We start from the raw sequence: 16,408 nt of genomic DNA, 5'->3' as shown, positions 1-16,408 counted from the left end.
GTGTTATGGCCGGGTGCGCACTCTAACCTGAAAACGTTGCTGTCACAAAGAGGATGAAGGGGTAAAGCAGGGGCGGAAGATAATCCGCCCCGCAAGAGTTCACTTTTCCAGAAGGCTGCGCAGCATCCATGCGGTTTTTTCATGGGCCTGCATGCGCTGGGTCAGCAGGTCGGCGCTGGGCTCGTCACTGGCTTTCTCGCATGCCGGAAATGCTTCGCGGGCGGTGCGGGCGCAGGTTTCATGACCTTCCACCAATAGGCGGATCATGTCGGTCGCTTCTGGCACGCCGTCCTCTTCCTTGATTGAACTCAGTTTGGCGAATGCCTTATAGGTACCGGGTGCGGGGAAACCCAGGGTACGGATGCGCTCGGCAATCTCGTCGACAGCTGCCGCCAGTTCGGTGTACTGGCCTTCGAACATGGTGTGCAGGGTCTGGAACATTGGCCCTTTGACGTTCCAATGGAAGTTATGGGTTTTCAGATACAGGGTATAGGTGTCCGCCAGCAGGTGGGACAGACCCTCAGCGATTTGCTCCCGATCCTTCTGGTTGATACCGATATCAATCTTCATTTGCATCTCCTGAGTTGCAGCGAAAAATGTTCAATCAGTATATGCCGTAGCGGGTCTTGCTCAAGTCTTGTTTGCTAATCCTCGGCATTGAGTCGGACTGTGAAGCTTGTGTCGCCGGCAATGCTCGCCTGAGGCAGGTCACTTCGGGTATATTATGGCGCTTTTATCTATCCGCGCTGACGCATGGGCCAAGCCGCTTGGCCAGGACGCAGCCGCTCTGTCGACAACAGGATTCCACACCATGATGCGTACCCACTATTGCGGCCAGTTGAACGAAACACTGGCGGACCAGGAAATCACACTCTGCGGCTGGGTCCATCGCCGCCGCGACCATGGTGGGGTGATCTTTCTGGATATCCGTGATCGTGAAGGTCTGGCCCAGGTGGTGTTCGATCCGGATCGGGAAGACACTTTTGCCTTGGCCGACCGGGTGCGCAGCGAGTTCGTGGTCAAGGTACGTGGCAAGGTGCGCCCGCGTCCGGCCGGTGCGGTCAACCCGAACATGGCCTCTGGTGCGATTGAGGTGCTCGGCTACGAACTGGAAGTGCTGAATCAGGCCGAGACTCCGCCGTTCCCGCTGGACGAGTATTCCGATGTCGGCGAAGAAACTCGTCTGCGTTATCGTTTCATCGATCTGCGCCGCCCGGAAATGGCTGCCAAACTGAAGTTGCGCTCGCGCATTACCAGCAGCATTCGCCGCTACCTGGATGACAATGGTTTCCTTGACGTGGAAACGCCGATCCTGACCCGTGCTACGCCAGAGGGTGCCCGTGATTACCTGGTGCCGAGCCGCACCCACCCCGGCAACTTCTTTGCTTTGCCGCAATCCCCGCAGCTGTTCAAACAACTGCTGATGGTGGCAGGCTTCGATCGTTACTATCAGATTGCCAAGTGCTTCCGCGACGAAGACCTGCGTGCCGACCGGCAGCCGGAATTCACTCAGATCGATATCGAGACCAGCTTCCTCGACGAACAGGACATCATGGGCCTGACCGAGGGCATGATCCGCGGTCTGTTCAAGGAAGTGCTGGATGTGGACCTGGGCGACTTCCCGCACATGACCTTCGAAGAGGCTCAGCGCCGCTATGGTTCGGACAAGCCGGATCTGCGCAACCCGCTGGAGCTGGTGGACGTGGCTGACCAATTGACCGAGGTTGATTTCAAGGTCTTCAGTGGCCCGGCCAAGGATCCCAAGGGTCGCGTTGCCGCGCTGCGCGTTCCTGGCGGCGCCGCCATGCCTCGCAAGCAGATCGACGACTACACCAAGTTCGTTGGCATCTACGGTGCCAAGGGGTTGGCCTATATCAAGGTCAATGAGCGTGCCAAAGGTGTTGAAGGTCTGCAGTCGCCGATCGTCAAATTCATCCCTGAGGATAATCTCAATGTGATTCTCGATCGCGTCGGCGCAGTGGATGGAGATATCGTGTTCTTTGGCGCGGATCAGGCGAAGATTGTTTCCGAGGCGCTGGGCGCATTGCGTATCCGTCTGGGTCATGATCTGAATCTGCTGACCTGTGAATGGGCACCGTTGTGGGTAGTTGACTTCCCGATGTTCGAAGAGAACGATGACGGTAGCCTCAGTGCACTGCACCACCCGTTCACCGCGCCCAAATGCTCACCCGAAGAGTTGCAGGCCAATCCGGCCACGGCGCTTTCGCGCGCCTACGACATGGTGCTCAACGGCACCGAACTGGGTGGCGGCTCCATCCGTATTCACCGTCGGGAAATGCAGCAGGCGGTGTTCGATATTCTCGGTATCAGTGCCGAGGAGCAGCAAGAGAAGTTCGGCTTCCTGCTCGACGCTCTGAAGTACGGTGCGCCGCCGCACGGTGGTCTGGCCTTTGGTCTGGACCGTCTGGTTATGTTGGTGACGGGTGCGCAGTCGATCCGCGAAGTCATTGCCTTCCCGAAAACCCAGAGTGCTGCCTGTGTCATGACTCAGGCGCCGGGTGTGGTGGACGCCAAAGCACTGCGCGAACTGAGCATTCGTCTGCGCGAGCAGCCCAGGGTCGAGTAAGTTTGCTGGAGTGTCGCCGGTGCGCCGGCGACTGACGTTATCGAGTTAGTGGAGTTATGTCATGGCTGGTCATTCCAAGTGGGCCAATATCAAGCATCGCAAGGCAGCGCAGGACGCCAAACGCGGCAAGGTTTTCACCAAGCTGATCCGTGAGCTGACGGTGGCGGCCAAGCTCGGCGGCCCGATACCTGCGGATAACCCGCGGTTGCGTGCGGCGGTGGACAAGGCGCTGACCGCGAACATGACGCGCGATACCATCGACCGCGCTATCGCCCGTGGTGCCGGCAGCAATGATGCCGACAATATGGAAGAGCTGACCTATGAAGGTTACGGTGCCGGCGGGGTGGCGGTGCTGGTCGAGGTGATGACGGATAATCGCAACCGTACCGTGGCTGAAGTGCGCCATGCTTTCAACAAGAGCGGCGGCAATCTCGGCACTGATGGCTCGGTCGCTTACCTGTTTACCCGGCGTGGCCAGATCAGCTACGCACCGGGCGCTGACGAAGAAGCCCTGATGGAAGCAGCACTGGAGGCAGGTGCGGAAGATGTCATCAATAATGATGACGGCTCCATCGATGTATTGACCGCTTTCGAAGATTTCGGTGTGGTCAAGGATGCGTTGGATGCGGCGGGTTTTTCCAGCGAGGCGGCAGAGATCAGCATGATTCCTGCTACTACGACATCACTGGACCTGGACACGGCGCAGAAGGTCATTCAACTGATTGATATGCTGGAAGACCTGGATGACGTGCAGAACGTCTACTCCAACGCCGATATTCCGGATGATGTGCTGGAGCAAATGGAGTGACCGACATCGTCGGCACAATCGGCAAGATGGGAGGGGAGGCATGGCCTCCCTTTTTCATGCCCCCTATGGAGGATTGAGCGCATGGCACTGATCCTCGGTATAGATCCCGGCTCTCGGATTACCGGCTTCGGTATTGTTCGCGAGGGGCGTGATGGGTGCGAATATGTTACGTCCGGCTGCATTCGCCTGGGTGACGGGCCCTTTCCGGAACGCCTGAAGCACATCTTCGATAACCTCAGCGAGCTGATCGGCAAATATCAGCCGCAGGTGCTGAGCATCGAACAGGTATTCATGGCGCGCAACCCCGATTCCGCGCTCAAGTTGGGGCAGGCACGTGGCGCCGCCATAGTCGCCGCCGTGAACGCTGGGCTGGAGGTGCATGAGTATACCGCCCGCCAGGTAAAGCAGGCAGTGGTGGGTACCGGCGCTGCGGATAAGACCCAGGTGCAGCATATGGTCACTCAGCTGCTTGGGCTGTCTGGTACGCCGCAGGCAGATGCGGCCGACGCACTGGCGATAGCCCTGTGTCATGCTCACTCCATAGGGTTGAAAGAGCAGGTGGGTGGCGGGCTTTTAGGATTGCGTAACGGTCGCATGCGACGACGCTGAAGGGAGTATAGATAGATGATAGGTCGACTCACCGGTATTTTGTTGGAAAAACAACCGCCGCAGATCTTGTTGGATGTGAATGGTGTGGGCTACGAGGTAGACGCACCCATGAGTACTTTCTACCGACTGCCGGCGGTGGGCGAGAAAACGACTCTGCACACCCATCTCGTGGTACGTGAGGATGCTCAGCTACTGTATGCCTTTGCCGAAAAGCGTGATCGTGCACTGTTTCGCGAGCTGATCAGACTCAACGGTGTTGGGCCTAAGTTGGCGCTGGCCTTGATGTCCGGGCTGGAGGTGGAGGAGCTGATCCGTGCTGTTCAGGCTCAGGACACCAGTGCACTGGTACGGGTGCCGGGAGTGGGCAAGAAAACTGCCGAGCGCTTGCTGGTCGAGCTGAAGGACAAATTCAAGGCCTGGGAGGATCTTCCAGGCGCGGCGGTGCCACTTGCCGCAGACAGTGGAGCGCCGACTGCGATGTCCGGCACGGCTGATGCGGTCAGTGCGCTGATCGCACTGGGTTACAAACCACAGGAAGCGAGTCGTGCCGTTGCCAATATCAAGGAAGAAGGACTCAGCAGTGAAGAGTTGATTCGCCGCGCCTTGAAGGGCATGGTTTAATTTCTCGATAGACCTTAGCTTATTAATCGAAGTGCCACGGAAACCCCATGCTGGAAGAAGACCGTTTGATCGCTGCTGCACCAAGGCAGCAGGAAGAAATCATTGATCGGGCCATCCGTCCGTACCGCTTGGCCGACTATATTGGCCAGCCTGCCGTGCGCGAGCAGATGGAGCTGTTCATGGCGGCAGCCAGGGGCCGTAATGAAGCGCTGGACCATGTGTTGATTTTCGGGCCTCCGGGCCTGGGCAAAACCACACTGGCCAATATCATCGCTCAGGAAATGGGCGTGAAGATCAAGAGTACCTCAGGGCCGGTGTTGGAGCGGGCGGGCGATCTTGCCGCCATGCTCACCAGTCTGGAAGAGGGCGATGTCTTGTTTGTCGACGAGATTCACCGACTTTCTCCGGTGGTTGAGGAGATTCTCTACCCGGCGATGGAGGATTATCAGCTCGATATCATGATCGGCGAAGGCCCCGCCGCGCGCTCCATCAAGCTGGATCTGCCGCCATTCACGCTGGTGGGCGCCACTACCCGCGCCGGTATGCTGACCAACCCGCTGCGTGATCGCTTCGGGATTGTGCAGCGTCTGGAGTTCTATGGCGTCGAGGATCTGGCCACCATCGTTTCCCGTTCTGCCGGTATTCTCGGTCTGAAGATCCATCCGGATGGTGCCTTCGAAATCGCCCGTCGGTCGCGGGGAACGCCGCGTATTGCCAATCGACTCTTGCGTCGGGTACGCGATTTCGCCGAGGTGCGCGGGCAGGGCAGCATCACCCGTGAGATTGCCGACAAGGCGCTGGATCTACTCGATGTGGACGCACAGGGTTTTGATCATATGGATCGTCGTCTGTTGCTGGCGATGATCGACAAGTTTGATGGTGGCCCCGTCGGTATCGATAGTCTGGCTGCAGCCATCAGTGAGGAGCGGCATACCATCGAAGATGTGCTTGAGCCTTTTCTGATCCAGCAGGGCTTCATCATGCGCACGCCACGCGGTCGTGTGGTCACCCGGCATGCCTACCTGCATTTCGGCATGAATCTGCCTGCGACCATGGAACAGCAAGCCGGCGACCTGTTCAGTCAGTGATCCTGGGGCGCGATTCAGACCCTTGAGTCAAATATATTTTCGATTTGGAGACAAACGCGCTATGCAAACAATCCACTTGGCCCTACATTATGCCGTCTGACATTTCAGGGCAGCCATTCGCGCTCAGGGCCCGTGTCTATTTTGAGGATACCGATGCCGGCGGCATTGTCTATTACGTCAATTATCTGAAGTTCATGGAGCGCGCCCGCACTGAGTTGGTCCGTTCCCTGGGGTTTGATCAAAGCGCGCTGCAACGCGAAAATATCATCTTTGTGGTCCACTCGGTAAGCGCCCGTTACCACGCACCTGCGTGTCTGGACGATGAACTTGTGGTCAGCGCCGCTGTCTTGGAACTCAAGCGCGCGAGTGTCCGCTTCGCTCAGCAGGTTCGGCGAACGGATGGGAAATTGTTGTGTGAAGGAGAAGTATTGGTTGCCTGCGTCAGCGCCGATCAGTACAAACCCAGAATCATTCCAGTTGCCCTGAGCAACGCCTTTGCGGCGAAGCAGGGTGACCAAGAGAAGCAAGAGCAAGGAGAGGCAAAGAGTGCAAGCTGATCAAATGTCGATGTGGCACCTCATAAGCGGTGCCAGCGTGCTGGTGCAACTGGTCATGCTGACGCTGTTGGCAGCGTCCATCGCGTCCTGGGTGTTGATTTTTCAACGCAGTTCCGTGCTGCGCTCGGCGAAGAAGGCGTTGGATGATTTCGAGGATCGCTTCTGGTCTGGCATCGATCTGTCCAAGCTCTATCGCCAGGTCACCGGTAATCCAGATCCGGACTCCGGTCTGGAGCAGATATTTCGCGCGGGGTTCAAAGAGTTCTCGCGTATGCGTCAGCAGCCGGGCGTGGATCCAGAGGCGGTGATGGATGCCGTGCAGCGGTCCATGCGGGTCGCGATTTCCCGTGAGGAAGAAAAACTCGACCAACACCTGCCATTTCTGGCCACCGTAGGGTCCACCAGCCCCTATATTGGCCTGTTCGGCACCGTGTGGGGCATTATGAACTCATTCCGTGGTCTGGCCACTGTGCAGCAAGCAACGCTGGCTACCGTAGCGCCGGGGATTGCCGAGGCGCTGATCGCCACCGCGATCGGCCTGTTCGCGGCGATTCCTGCAGTCATCGCCTATAACCGCTTTGCAGCGCGCTCGGAAACCTTGATCAGCCACTATTACACCTTTGCCGATGAGTTCTCCAGCATCCTGCATCGCCGCGTGCATGCCAGCGAAGGGGAGTGAGCATGCAACACAGAGGCAGACGCCAGAAACGCAAGCCGGTAGCCGAAATGAACGTCGTGCCCTACATCGACGTGATGCTCGTGCTGCTGGTGATCTTCATGGTGACCGCGCCCATGCTCAATCAAGGCGTGAAGGTTGACTTGCCCCAGGTGTCCAGCGAGATTCTGCCGTCCGATACCAACCAGCAGGTATTGACCTTGTCTGTGCTCGCGGATGGCACCTACTACTGGAACCTGGGCGAGACGGTGGACACCGAGAGCCAGACTGATGCTGCGGTCTCGCTGGAAGAAATGACCGACGGGGTAACCAAGATCATGCGCGCGCGTCCGGATACGCTGGTCTACATTCGGGGGGATCGCGAGGTGAATTACGGTGTAGTCGTTACTGCCATGGCATCCCTGCAGGAGGCAGGTGTGCCTAATGTCGGCTTGATTACCGAGGCGCCGTGAGTAACCGCGACCGTATTTCGGAACCCAGCCAGGAGCGTTTTGCACCGTCGATCATCAAGGCGGTGGGGCTGCATCTGTTGGTGTTGATCTTCCTCTTTGTGTCCTTCAGTTCGGCACCCGAGTTCGAGCCTGCCAAGCCGATCGTGCAGGCCACTCTGGTGCAGCTGAACTCCAAGAGCCCGGCGACTACCCAGACCGATCAGAAGATCGCGGGTGAGGCTGCGCGCACTGCGGCCCAGCGCCATGAAGCTGAGGAGCTGAAGCGCCAGCAGCAGAAACAGCAACAGGAGCAGGAAGCAGCGCAGCGCGCAGCATCGGCTGCCGCAGCAACGGAACAACGTCAGGCGGCGGCTGCAGCCGCCACGGCAGCCGAAGAAAAGGAAGCCAAGGAACGTCAGCAGGCTGAACAGGTCGAAAAACAGAAGGCCGAGGAGGCCAAGCGCAAAGCTGATGCAGCGAAGAAGCTTGCTGATGACGAGGCTGCAAAGAAAAAGGCAGCCGAAGAAGCGGCGAAACGTAAAGAGGCTGAAGAGGTCAAACGCAAAGCGGATGAAGCCAAGCGCAAGGCGGCAGAGGATGCCAAGCGTAAAGCCGAGGCTGCTGCCAAGGCCGAAGCTGATCGCGTAGCCAAGCTCAAGCGCGAGCAGGAAGAGGCCAAGGCTTCGGCATTAGCCGAGTTGTTGGCATCCGAGACGCAATACCAGCAGGCGCAGGCTGACCAGATTGGCGATGAGGTGGCTGCCAGCTACGATGATGTCATTCGCCGTTATGTCAGTGAGCAATGGCGGCGTCCGCCCACGGCACGAAATGGCATGGTTGTTGAGGTGCGGATCAGTATGTTGCCATCGGGTGATATCACCGATGTGGTGGTGCAACGTTCCAGCGGTGATGCCGGATTCGATCAATCCGCAGTGCAGGCTGTACGGAATGTAGGCCGCATTCCGGAAATGCAACAGCTGTCCAGGGAAAGCCCGGCTGCTTTCGATCGTTTGTACAGACAGCGTACGTTACGCTTCAAACCAGAGGATTTGGCATTTTGATGAAAACCATGAAGTACTGGCTGACCTGTGTTGCCATGCTGCTCCTGGCGCAGGTTGCGCTGGCTCAGGACGCCATCGAAATCACTCGAGGCAGCGATCGGGCGACGCCCATCGCGGTTGTTCCTTTCGGCTGGCAGGGCGGTACGCCGTTGACTGAGGACCTGGCTGAAGTTACGGCAAATGATTTGCGCAACTCCGGTATGTTCACGCCGTTCGCTCGGGAAAACATGCTCAGCCAGCCGACCCGCGCCGAGGAGATATTCCCGCGCGACTGGAAAATGCTGGGTGTTGAATATGTGCTGGCCGGACAAATAACCGGTACGACGACGGGTTACCAGCTGCAATACCATCTGTACAGCGTAGCTCGGGAACAGCTGCTCATGTCCAGAACGGTCAGTGGCAGCCAGAATCAGCTGCGGGATATGGCTCACCGGGTGAGTGATGAGGTGTTCGAGGAGATCACCGGCATCAAGGGGGCGTTCAACACCAAGCTGCTGTATGTGGCGGCCGAGCGTTTTTCGGCTGATAACATTCGCTATACCCTGCAGCGCTCGGACTATGACGGTGCTCGTACGGTGACTCTGCTGCAATCACGGGAACCGATTCTGACGCCGTCCTATGCGCCGGACGGACAACGCATCGCTTACGTCTCGTTCGAGTCACGGCGGCCGGAAATCTTCGTGCATTACATCCAGACCGGACGGCGTGAACGTGTTACCAGTTTTGAGGGGCTCAACGGTGCGCCGGCCTGGTCGCCGGACGGAAAACGACTGGCATTTGTATTATCACGTGACGGCAACCCGGAAATTTACGTCATGGATCTGGCAAGTAAACAAATGCGCCGGGTAACCAATCACTATGCGATTGATACCGAGCCGACCTGGCTGGATAACAATACGCTGGTATTCACCTCCGATCGGGGAGGGCGGCCGCAGATTTACAAACAGAATTTGAATAGTGGCAATGCAGAGCGCCTGACTTTCGTGGGCAACTATAATGCCAATGCCAAGCTGTCGTTTGATGGGCGAACCATGGTTATGGTTCACCGGCAGGAAGGCAACAGGAATTTTCATATTGCCACCCAGGATCTGGAACGCGGCAATCTGAAAGTATTAACAGAAACGTCGTTGGATGAGTCGCCTACTGTCGCACCGAACGGCACTATGTTAATTTACGCTACCCGTCAACAGGGACGGGGTGTACTTATGCTGGTTTCGACCAATGGTCGTGCGCGCTCGGAAATTCCGACGAAGTTCACAGACCTGCGCGTGCCATCATGGTCCCCATACCTGCCATAGGGTATACCAACACTAAACCAAACGGGGTTTATCAGGAGTCTATGATGGAAGTTATCAAGTTCGGCAAGTTTGCAGCTCTGGTTGTCGCTTTCGGCGTTGTGGTTGGCTGTTCCTCCAAGGGCGGTGATGCTGCCGGCACCGGTGCAGTTGATCCGAACGCTGGTTATGACAGCAGCTCCACTTCTTCGGCTGGCAGCAGCAACGTCAGCAGCGAAGAAGCGGCTCTGCGCGCCATCACCACTTTCTACTTCGAGTTCGACAGCTCTGATCTGAAGCCTGAAGCCATGCGTGCCCTGGACGTACACTCCAAGGACCTCAAGGCACAAGGCAACCGCGTAGCGCTGGAAGGCCACACCGACGAGCGTGGTACTCGTGAGTACAACATGGCTCTGGGTGAGCGTCGTGCCGCAGCTGTTCAGCGTTATCTGGTTCTGCAGGGTGTTTCCCCAGCACAGCTGGAGCTGATCTCCTATGGCGAAGAGAAAGCAGCTGTCACTGGTACTGGCGAAGAAGCATGGTCCCAGAACCGTCGTGTAGAACTGCGTAAATAAGAGGTCGCATGAAAGGGTATCAAGGATTAGTACTGGGTTGTCTGCTATTGCCGGTGACGGCAATGGCTCAGGTTCCGGTAATGGAGGGTAGCTCGGGCAGTAATGCGCCGAGCTACCAGCCGCAGGCCCAGTCACTGCCTGATGCCCGATCGTCCTCGGCTGGCCTCTCGATAGAGGGCCAGCTTATGCAGCAGATGGATCAAATGCAGAGGGAAGTTTCCATGCTGCGTGGCCTGCTTGAAGAGCAGGAGCATCGACTGAAGACGTTGGAAAAGGATCAGCTTGATCGTTATCAGGATATTGATCGCCGACTCTCATCTATTTCCACAGGTTCGCCCGCGCCGTCAGGCCCGAACGAGTCTGCCAATCGCAACAGTTTGCCGCCAGTAACGCCGGCCAAACCGGACGCGACCTCTCAAGCACCGGCTGAAGCTGACCCGGCGCGCGAGAAGCTGCTTTATGAAGCGGCCTTCGATCAGGTCAAGGCGCGTGATTTTGAAAAGGCTGAAATGGCCTTCAGCGCCTTCCTGCGTCGTTACCCCCAAAGTGATTATGCTGGTAACGCGCAATATTGGCTGGGCGAAGTCTATTTGGTGCAATCCGATCTGGAATCTGCCGGTCAGGCCTTCGCTAAGGTGATCAGCCAGTACGGCGGCCACCGTAAGGAGGCCGACGCCCTGTACAAGCTGGCCGAAGTTGAGCGGCGCCTGGGTAACTCGACCAAGGCGGCACAGCTATACCAGGAAGTGCTCAGCAAACATCCTGACGCCTCCGCAGCCCAGCTGGCGCGCCGTGAGCTGAACAACCTGCAGTGATATCCGCCTGGCGAGCGGATCAAGAATAGATCCGGTGTACGGGTTGGATACACCGGAAAATACTTAAAAAAAATCTTGAGTTTCACTGATAAATCAGTAAGATATCGCGCATCAAACGGGTCGTTAGCTCAGTTGGTAGAGCAGTTGGCTTTTAACCAATTGGTCGTAGGTTCGAATCCTACACGACCCACCATTTTGTATCCTCCTGCTGTATCAGGCCTCAGGCCGCTTTCTTCAGACTATTCTTCCTTTCTTCCATCTGCTTTCCCAATGTCAGCAATTGCTCTTCGCTCATCAGTTTGGCTGCGTTGACGAATATTTCTTTTCTTCTTCGGTGGTGATGTGAATAGCCAACTCCATCTCGACTTTCTTCAGCAGCGTTCATGTTATTTGCACGCTGGGCAATTCTGAAATCAGGTTGAACCCGCTCCGCATCCGCAGGGTCATTTGTAATACCACTCAGCGTAAGAGCAGGAGTTGTTTTATGAATACCATTGATTCGAAAGAAGTGATTTCCACGCTGAACGACCTGATTGAAACCAGCAAGGACGGCGAGGCAGGCTTTCGTACCTGTGCCGAGGATATCAAACGCCCGGAGCTGAAGAATCTGTTTACCGAACGCGCCGCGCAGTGCGCCCAGGCCGCCCAGGAGCTGCAGTCGATCGTCATTCGTCTGGGCGGTGACCCGGAAGACAGCACCAGCGTGAGCGGTGATCTGCACCGTCGGTGGGTCGATCTGAAGTCGGCTGTGACCGGCAAGGATGACGAGGCGATCCTCAACGAATGCGAGCGGGGTGAAGACGTTGCCAAGAAGAGTTACCACAAGGCTCTGGAAAAGGCCTTGCCGGAGGACATTCGCCAGGTTGTACAACGTCAGTACGATGGCGTGCTGCGCAACCACGATCAGGTGAAGATGCTACGCGATGCTGAACGCGCCCGTAGCTGAACGATGTAGACCATGATGCCGGCGGCTGCGGAATCCCCAGCTTGGTGCCCGCCGGCACTGCATTATGTCACCGACAGCGCGCCGGGTTTCAGCCGAAAGATTTTGAACGGCGCTGCTGTCTATTTTGATGAATACGGCCTGCGCATCCGCGATAAGGCCATTGCCCAACGTATCAACACACTGGCGATTCCGCCTGCCTATCGGGACGTGTGGATCTGCCGTGACCCCCTTGGCCATCTCCAGGCCACCGGTCGAGATGCCCGCGGTCGCAAACAGTATCGTTACCATCCATTGTGGCGCGAAGTGCGCGATGCGGCCAAGTACGAGCGCTTGTTAGCCTTCGGTAATGCCTTGTCCGGCTTGCGTCGAGAGTTGGACAAGCGCCTCAGGGTACGTCAGCTGAACCGGGAGAAGGTAGTCGCCGCCGTCATCATGCTGCTAGATGAAACATGCGTACGTGTCGGTAATCAGGAGTATGCCCGCCAGAACAAATCCTATGGTCTGACGACACTGCGCAACCGTCACTTGAGTCTGCGCGGCGACAATATCCGTTTTCGCTTCCGCGGAAAAAGTGGGGTGGAGCATCAGGTAAGCCTGCGTCATCCGCGGTTGGCGCGGATCCTGCGTCGCTGCCGAGAATTGCCCGGGCAGCATTTGTTCCAGTATCTGGATGATGACGGTCAATCTTGTTCGGTCAGCTCATCGGATATCAACGACTGTCTGCACGAGATCGCTGGCGCCGAGTTCACTGCCAAGGATTATCGCACCTGGGCTGGCAGCACTCTGGCGCTGGCCAGCCTGCTTGAACTCACGGCGCAGGGGCGCTCATCGAGCAAACAGGCCGTGGCCGAGGTGGTGAAGCTGGTTGCCGCCGAGTTGGGTAATACCCCGACAGTGTGCCGTAAATGTTACATCCATCCTGCGATCTTGGATGTTTATCTCAGAGGTGAGCTGGGCAAGGTGAGCTGGAGTTCTGGTCGAGCCAGGCGGCGCTGGCTCAAACCGGAAGAGGTGGATCTGATCGTATTTCTGCAGACCTGTACGTCAGGGTAAGGTCTGCTCGATGCGCTGTTCTTCGATACCCTGATAATCCCCGGGTGGGGCAATCGCCCGCCAGCTTTCCAGATAGAACAGACCAACGACCAGCATGGTCAGCAGGCCCACCGCCAGAATGCAGGTTGCATGAAAGTAGGCCTGGGGCTTGCTCAGCCGCATGAAAATCGGCAGCCCCAGATATAAATGCAATGCTGAATATCCTGCGACTATCGGAATGACCAACAGAATGAGCCAGCGCTCCGGGAGCAGGGCTGCCAGCGCCCCCAGCATAAATGGCATCGACAGGAAGGTGGCGAAGGCCATGCCGCGTAGAGCGGAAGGGCGTACTGGTGTACGAAACAGCACCCAGCGAACCATCCAGCCCATGATGACGACGTTGGTGATGTAGGCTAGCCACACCGCCACCGCCAGTAGCGCAGCACTACGTTGGCTGAGAAACTTCTGCTGTTCGGAGCCGAAGAGTGACCAGCCGGCCACCGACGCACCATAGTAGATGCACAGTGCAGGAACCAGTGAGCCGAGCAACAACAGCGGAATGAAGCTGCATGGGCTGCGCTCGATGTCATCGTGAATGCGATTCCAGGTGGCGTTGGGCGAGTAGAAAAGACCGGGTACGTGTCTGAACATGGGAATCCTGCCTTGTTGTGTGTGCCTGTCCCCTTGTAATCCTTGACTCGCTTCGTTGCAGGGAGTTCCAGTCGTGTTCGCGCTGTGCATCGGTAGATGAGGGCGACCGTGGTATGATGTCGCCGTTCCATTCCCGGAGGGGTTGTTAGATGTCTCAGATTTCCGAAAGGTTGCTGGTGCAGGCCCATCTGGCCGCAAAGCAGCCGGCGCCGCTGAGCGATGCCGAGAAAGCCGATTACAAGGTACGCATCGCCGCGGCATTGAAAGCCCATAATGCGGTATTGGTCGCGCATTATTACACTGATCCGCTGCTGCAGGAGCTGGCAGAGGAAACCGGTGGCTGTGTTTCCGACTCACTGGAAATGGCGCGTTTCGGCAAGAATCATCCGGCCAGCACGCTGGTGGTAGCGGGTGTACGTTTCATGGGCGAAACCGCCAAGATCCTGAGCCCGGAGAAGCGCGTGCTGATGCCCACGCTGGACGCTACCTGCTCACTGGATATCGGCTGTCCGATTGATGAGTTTTCGGCCTTCTGTGATCAGCATCCCGATCGCACTGTGGTGGTCTACGCCAATACATCCGCCGCCGTGAAGGCGCGTGCTGACTGGGTTGTCACCTCCAGCTGCGCCTTGCCGATTGTCGAGAGTCTGATGGACAAAGGCGAAAAGATCCTGTGGGCGCCGGACAAGCACCTGGGTGGTTATATCCAGAGCCAGACCGGAGCCGATATGCTGTTGTGGGATGGCGCCTGCATCGTGCATGAGGAGTTCAAGGCCCAGGCACTACTGGACCTCAAGGCTGTCTATCCTGAGGCGGCCATTCTCGTGCATCCGGAATCCCCGGCGTCGGTCGTGGAGCTGGCTGATGTGGTGGGCTCAACCAGTCAGCTGATCAACGCCACTCGGGAGCTGCCGAACCCGACATTCATCGTGGCTACCGACAAGGGCATTTTCTACAAGATGCAGCAGGCGGCGCCTGGTCGCAGGTTGATCGATGCACCTACCGCGGGCGACGGCGCTACCTGCCGCAGCTGCGCCAACTGCCCATGGATGGCGATGAATACCCTGCCGCGTCTGCTGCAAAGCCTGGAGCAGGGCAGCAATGAGATTCTGGTGCCGGAAGAGCTGATTCCTGCTGCGGTACGTCCACTGGAGCGGATGCTCAACTTTACCCGCAATCTCTGATCAGAAGCTTTTGATGATCTCCCGTCGACGCGCGACCTCTTCCTGGCGCGCGTTGATGCGGGAACTGACCACGAAATTGACGGCAAGCTTCAACGCTTGCTCCAGCTGCTGGTCCGCCTGATCCAGGTCGCCAGCCAGCATGAAGTATTCCGCACGGGCCTGATGCACGCCCAGAATATTCTTCGCCAGTCCACGGATTTCCGATACCAGATACCATACGTCCGGGTCTTCAGGGCGCAGCCGCGCCAGACGATCTGTTACGCGCTCGGCGGCGGAATAGTCGCGCATGCGCAATAACACATCGGCTTTGGCATTCAATAGTGGGTAGTTGTCGGGTTGGGTTTGCAGCAGCCGGTCCAGACGCGCCAGGGCCGCATCCAGTTGATTGCGACTGTTATCCAGTTCAACCCTGGCCAACTGTACGGCAATGTTGTTCGGGTGCTCGGCCAGCAAAGGCTCCAGTTCTTCCTCTGCAGCGTCATATTGTCCGCCGCGAGTCAGCGCCAGCACCAGACCGTAGCGTGCGGCAGAGTGATCACCTTCATGTTGGTCCAGTAGCGCACGGAATCGCTGTGTCGCCAGGCCGGGGCTGTCCTCATAGAACAGCTGCACACGGGCGCGCATCATCTGGTAGTACAGACTGTCCAAGCGACCATCGTTGTTGAGCTGGCCAGCGCGGTTGCGCGAATCGGCGATCCGGGACTGGCTGACCGGGTGGGTCAGCAAAAATTCCGGCGGAGTGCGGCTGAAGCGGCTCAGTTTGGCAAGCCGCTCGAACATATTCGGCATCGCGTTGGGATCGAAGCCGGCCTGCTTCAGGTTGAGCAGGCCGATGCGATCGGCTTCCTGCTCGTTCTGCCGGGAAAAGCGCCGTTGTTCTTGAATTGCCGCCGCCTGAGTTGAAGCCAGCGCCGCGAAACCGGCATCGCCGCCACCGCTGGCTGCGAGGATGATGCTGGCGAGCATGGCGGTCATGAGCGGGATACGGTTCTGCTGTTGATGCTGCAAACCGCGGGCGAAGTGCCGCTGGGACAAGTGAGCCAGCTCATGCGCCATGACCGAGGCGAACTCTGCTTCGGTATGGGCATGCAGAAACAACCCGCCGTTGATCCCTATGACGCCGCCAGGGGCTGCAAAGGCGTTGAGTTGCGGGCTATTGATGGCAACAAAGGTCAACCGCCGATCATCCAGTTGGCTGGTTTCCGCCAGGCCGAACACATGCGACTCGATGTAATCCTTCAGTAGCGGGTCTTCCAGGGTGCGTACCGAGCCGCGGAGCATGGATAGCCAGGCGCGCCCGAGCTGGTATTCCTGTTCGCGCGACATGATCGACGAGCTGGTATCACCCAGCGAAGGCAGATTGAATTCAGCGGTGGCGGGTACTGCAATAACGGTCATCAGCGAGAACAGCAGAGCTCTGATAGGCATTTTGGCCGCTTTGATACATTGCATGGACAGACTCTGAAATGGTGACGAAATAAGGATAGACACTA

Annotated in this window: 19 protein-coding genes and 1 tRNA gene; 16 read left to right on the top strand and 4 right to left on the bottom strand. The window is 57.7% G+C overall.

The window, feature by feature from the left end; genetic code table 11:
• Nucleotides 1–99: 99 nt before the first annotated feature.
• The gene (locus tag INT39_RS10435) at nucleotides 100–570 is read right to left on the bottom strand and encodes a Dps family protein (RefSeq protein ID WP_090271982.1); all 471 of its coding nucleotides are present in this window, start codon (nucleotides 568–570) and stop codon (nucleotides 100–102) included.
• A gap of 241 nt (nucleotides 571–811) precedes the next feature.
• On the opposite strand from INT39_RS10435, the gene aspS reads away from it, so the two are divergent.
• From aspS to INT39_RS10370, 13 genes are all read left to right on the top strand, one after another.
• Nucleotides 812–2,587: an aspartate--tRNA ligase gene (gene aspS / locus INT39_RS10430; protein WP_193074119.1), complete on the top strand. Its 1,776-nt coding sequence runs from the start codon at nucleotides 812–814 to the stop codon at nucleotides 2,585–2,587.
• Nucleotides 2,588–2,648: 61 nt separating this feature from the next.
• Nucleotides 2,649–3,395, top strand: coding sequence for a YebC/PmpR family DNA-binding transcriptional regulator (locus INT39_RS10425; protein WP_193073860.1), 747 nt, complete (start codon nucleotides 2,649–2,651; stop codon nucleotides 3,393–3,395).
• Between the two features lie 81 nt (nucleotides 3,396–3,476).
• The gene (gene ruvC / locus INT39_RS10420) at nucleotides 3,477–4,004 is read left to right on the top strand and encodes a crossover junction endodeoxyribonuclease RuvC (RefSeq protein ID WP_193073859.1); all 528 of its coding nucleotides are present in this window, start codon (nucleotides 3,477–3,479) and stop codon (nucleotides 4,002–4,004) included.
• A gap of 15 nt (nucleotides 4,005–4,019) precedes the next feature.
• Nucleotides 4,020–4,625 (top strand): Holliday junction branch migration protein RuvA, encoded by a 606-nt coding sequence (gene ruvA / locus INT39_RS10415; RefSeq protein WP_193073858.1) that lies wholly within the window; start codon nucleotides 4,020–4,022, stop codon nucleotides 4,623–4,625.
• A 47-nt stretch (nucleotides 4,626–4,672) separates the two neighbouring features.
• Nucleotides 4,673–5,713: a Holliday junction branch migration DNA helicase RuvB gene (gene ruvB / locus INT39_RS10410; RefSeq protein ID WP_193073857.1), complete on the top strand. Its 1,041-nt coding sequence runs from the start codon at nucleotides 4,673–4,675 to the stop codon at nucleotides 5,711–5,713.
• 89 nt (nucleotides 5,714–5,802) lie between these two features.
• The gene (ybgC, locus tag INT39_RS10405) at nucleotides 5,803–6,270 is read left to right on the top strand and encodes a tol-pal system-associated acyl-CoA thioesterase (RefSeq protein WP_193073856.1); all 468 of its coding nucleotides are present in this window, start codon (nucleotides 5,803–5,805) and stop codon (nucleotides 6,268–6,270) included.
• 4 nt (nucleotides 6,271–6,274) lie between these two features.
• On the top strand, nucleotides 6,275–6,949 hold the full coding sequence (gene tolQ / locus INT39_RS10400; protein ID WP_193074118.1) for a protein TolQ: 675 nt from the start codon (nucleotides 6,275–6,277) through the stop codon (nucleotides 6,947–6,949).
• Between the two features lie 2 nt (nucleotides 6,950–6,951).
• Entirely contained in the window at nucleotides 6,952–7,398 is a 447-nt protein-coding gene (gene tolR / locus INT39_RS10395; protein ID WP_193073855.1) for a protein TolR, read from the top strand.
• Nucleotides 7,395–8,438, top strand: a complete 1,044-nt coding sequence (gene tolA, locus INT39_RS10390; RefSeq protein WP_193073854.1) for a cell envelope integrity protein TolA — start codon at nucleotides 7,395–7,397, stop codon at nucleotides 8,436–8,438. The genes tolR and tolA overlap by 4 nt, the downstream gene beginning before the upstream one ends.
• A gap of 8 nt (nucleotides 8,439–8,446) precedes the next feature.
• Nucleotides 8,447–9,736 (top strand): Tol-Pal system beta propeller repeat protein TolB, encoded by a 1,290-nt coding sequence (gene tolB / locus INT39_RS10385; protein WP_413468919.1) that lies wholly within the window; start codon nucleotides 8,447–8,449, stop codon nucleotides 9,734–9,736.
• A gap of 44 nt (nucleotides 9,737–9,780) precedes the next feature.
• On the top strand, nucleotides 9,781–10,287 hold the full coding sequence (gene pal / locus INT39_RS10380) for a peptidoglycan-associated lipoprotein Pal (protein WP_193073852.1): 507 nt from the start codon (nucleotides 9,781–9,783) through the stop codon (nucleotides 10,285–10,287).
• A gap of 8 nt (nucleotides 10,288–10,295) precedes the next feature.
• On the top strand, nucleotides 10,296–11,102 hold the full coding sequence (gene ybgF / locus INT39_RS10375; RefSeq protein ID WP_193073851.1) for a tol-pal system protein YbgF: 807 nt from the start codon (nucleotides 10,296–10,298) through the stop codon (nucleotides 11,100–11,102).
• Between the two features lie 117 nt (nucleotides 11,103–11,219).
• A tRNA-Lys gene (locus INT39_RS10370) sits at nucleotides 11,220–11,295 on the top strand.
• A 27-nt stretch (nucleotides 11,296–11,322) separates the two neighbouring features.
• On the opposite strand, the gene INT39_RS10365 is transcribed toward INT39_RS10370, so the two are convergent.
• Complete coding sequence (locus INT39_RS10365) at nucleotides 11,323–11,487, bottom strand: hypothetical protein (RefSeq protein ID WP_193073850.1); 165 nt, start codon at nucleotides 11,485–11,487, stop codon at nucleotides 11,323–11,325.
• 99 nt (nucleotides 11,488–11,586) lie between these two features.
• On the opposite strand from INT39_RS10365, the gene INT39_RS10360 reads away from it, so the two are divergent.
• Complete coding sequence (locus INT39_RS10360; RefSeq protein WP_193073849.1) at nucleotides 11,587–12,048, top strand: ferritin-like domain-containing protein; 462 nt, start codon at nucleotides 11,587–11,589, stop codon at nucleotides 12,046–12,048.
• A gap of 15 nt (nucleotides 12,049–12,063) precedes the next feature.
• Nucleotides 12,064–13,101 (top strand): DNA topoisomerase IB, encoded by a 1,038-nt coding sequence (locus INT39_RS10355; RefSeq protein ID WP_193074117.1) that lies wholly within the window; start codon nucleotides 12,064–12,066, stop codon nucleotides 13,099–13,101.
• Here the strand turns inward: INT39_RS10355 and INT39_RS10350 are convergent.
• Nucleotides 13,093–13,731 carry a Yip1 family protein gene (locus tag INT39_RS10350; RefSeq protein ID WP_193073848.1) on the bottom strand — a complete coding sequence of 213 codons (639 nt, stop codon included), beginning with the start codon at nucleotides 13,729–13,731 and terminating at the stop codon, nucleotides 13,093–13,095. The genes INT39_RS10355 and INT39_RS10350 overlap by 9 nt on opposite strands.
• Before the next feature lie 149 nt (nucleotides 13,732–13,880).
• On the opposite strand from INT39_RS10350, the gene nadA reads away from it, so the two are divergent.
• Nucleotides 13,881–14,915, top strand: coding sequence for a quinolinate synthase NadA (nadA, locus tag INT39_RS10345; RefSeq protein WP_193073847.1), 1,035 nt, complete (start codon nucleotides 13,881–13,883; stop codon nucleotides 14,913–14,915).
• Here the strand turns inward: nadA and INT39_RS10340 are convergent, their stop codons facing one another.
• On the bottom strand, nucleotides 14,916–16,343 hold the full coding sequence (locus INT39_RS10340; RefSeq protein WP_193073846.1) for a M48 family metalloprotease: 1,428 nt from the start codon (nucleotides 16,341–16,343) through the stop codon (nucleotides 14,916–14,918).
• Between the last annotated feature and the right edge of the window lie 65 nt (nucleotides 16,344–16,408).

The sequence above is a fragment of the Pseudomonas sp. FME51 genome, assembly GCF_014897305.1.
Note: the sequence above shows the minus strand (reverse complement) of the source record. Positions and strands in the feature narration are given on the sequence as shown.

Excerpts from the sequence above, each read along its gene's own strand:
- INT39_RS10435 (WP_090271982.1), bottom strand. The coding sequence starts at position 570 with ATGAAGATTGATATCGGTATCAACCAGAAGGATCGGGAGCAAATCGCT.
- aspS (WP_193074119.1), top strand. The coding sequence starts at position 812 with ATGATGCGTACCCACTATTGCGGCCAGTTGAACGAAACACTGGCGGAC.
- INT39_RS10425 (WP_193073860.1), top strand. The coding sequence starts at position 2,649 with ATGGCTGGTCATTCCAAGTGGGCCAATATCAAGCATCGCAAGGCAGCG.
- ruvC (WP_193073859.1), top strand. The coding sequence starts at position 3,477 with ATGGCACTGATCCTCGGTATAGATCCCGGCTCTCGGATTACCGGCTTC.
- ruvA (WP_193073858.1), top strand. The coding sequence starts at position 4,020 with ATGATAGGTCGACTCACCGGTATTTTGTTGGAAAAACAACCGCCGCAG.
- ruvB (WP_193073857.1), top strand. The coding sequence starts at position 4,673 with ATGCTGGAAGAAGACCGTTTGATCGCTGCTGCACCAAGGCAGCAGGAA.
- ybgC (WP_193073856.1), top strand. The coding sequence starts at position 5,803 with ATGCCGTCTGACATTTCAGGGCAGCCATTCGCGCTCAGGGCCCGTGTC.
- tolQ (WP_193074118.1), top strand. The coding sequence starts at position 6,275 with ATGTCGATGTGGCACCTCATAAGCGGTGCCAGCGTGCTGGTGCAACTG.
- tolR (WP_193073855.1), top strand. The coding sequence starts at position 6,952 with ATGCAACACAGAGGCAGACGCCAGAAACGCAAGCCGGTAGCCGAAATG.
- tolB (WP_413468919.1), top strand. The coding sequence starts at position 8,447 with ATGAAGTACTGGCTGACCTGTGTTGCCATGCTGCTCCTGGCGCAGGTT.
- pal (WP_193073852.1), top strand. The coding sequence starts at position 9,781 with ATGGAAGTTATCAAGTTCGGCAAGTTTGCAGCTCTGGTTGTCGCTTTC.
- ybgF (WP_193073851.1), top strand. The coding sequence starts at position 10,296 with ATGAAAGGGTATCAAGGATTAGTACTGGGTTGTCTGCTATTGCCGGTG.
- INT39_RS10365 (WP_193073850.1), bottom strand. The coding sequence starts at position 11,487 with ATGAACGCTGCTGAAGAAAGTCGAGATGGAGTTGGCTATTCACATCAC.
- INT39_RS10360 (WP_193073849.1), top strand. The coding sequence starts at position 11,587 with ATGAATACCATTGATTCGAAAGAAGTGATTTCCACGCTGAACGACCTG.
- INT39_RS10355 (WP_193074117.1), top strand. The coding sequence starts at position 12,064 with ATGCCGGCGGCTGCGGAATCCCCAGCTTGGTGCCCGCCGGCACTGCAT.
- INT39_RS10350 (WP_193073848.1), bottom strand. The coding sequence starts at position 13,731 with ATGTTCAGACACGTACCCGGTCTTTTCTACTCGCCCAACGCCACCTGG.
- nadA (WP_193073847.1), top strand. The coding sequence starts at position 13,881 with ATGTCTCAGATTTCCGAAAGGTTGCTGGTGCAGGCCCATCTGGCCGCA.
- INT39_RS10340 (WP_193073846.1), bottom strand. The coding sequence starts at position 16,343 with ATGCCTATCAGAGCTCTGCTGTTCTCGCTGATGACCGTTATTGCAGTA.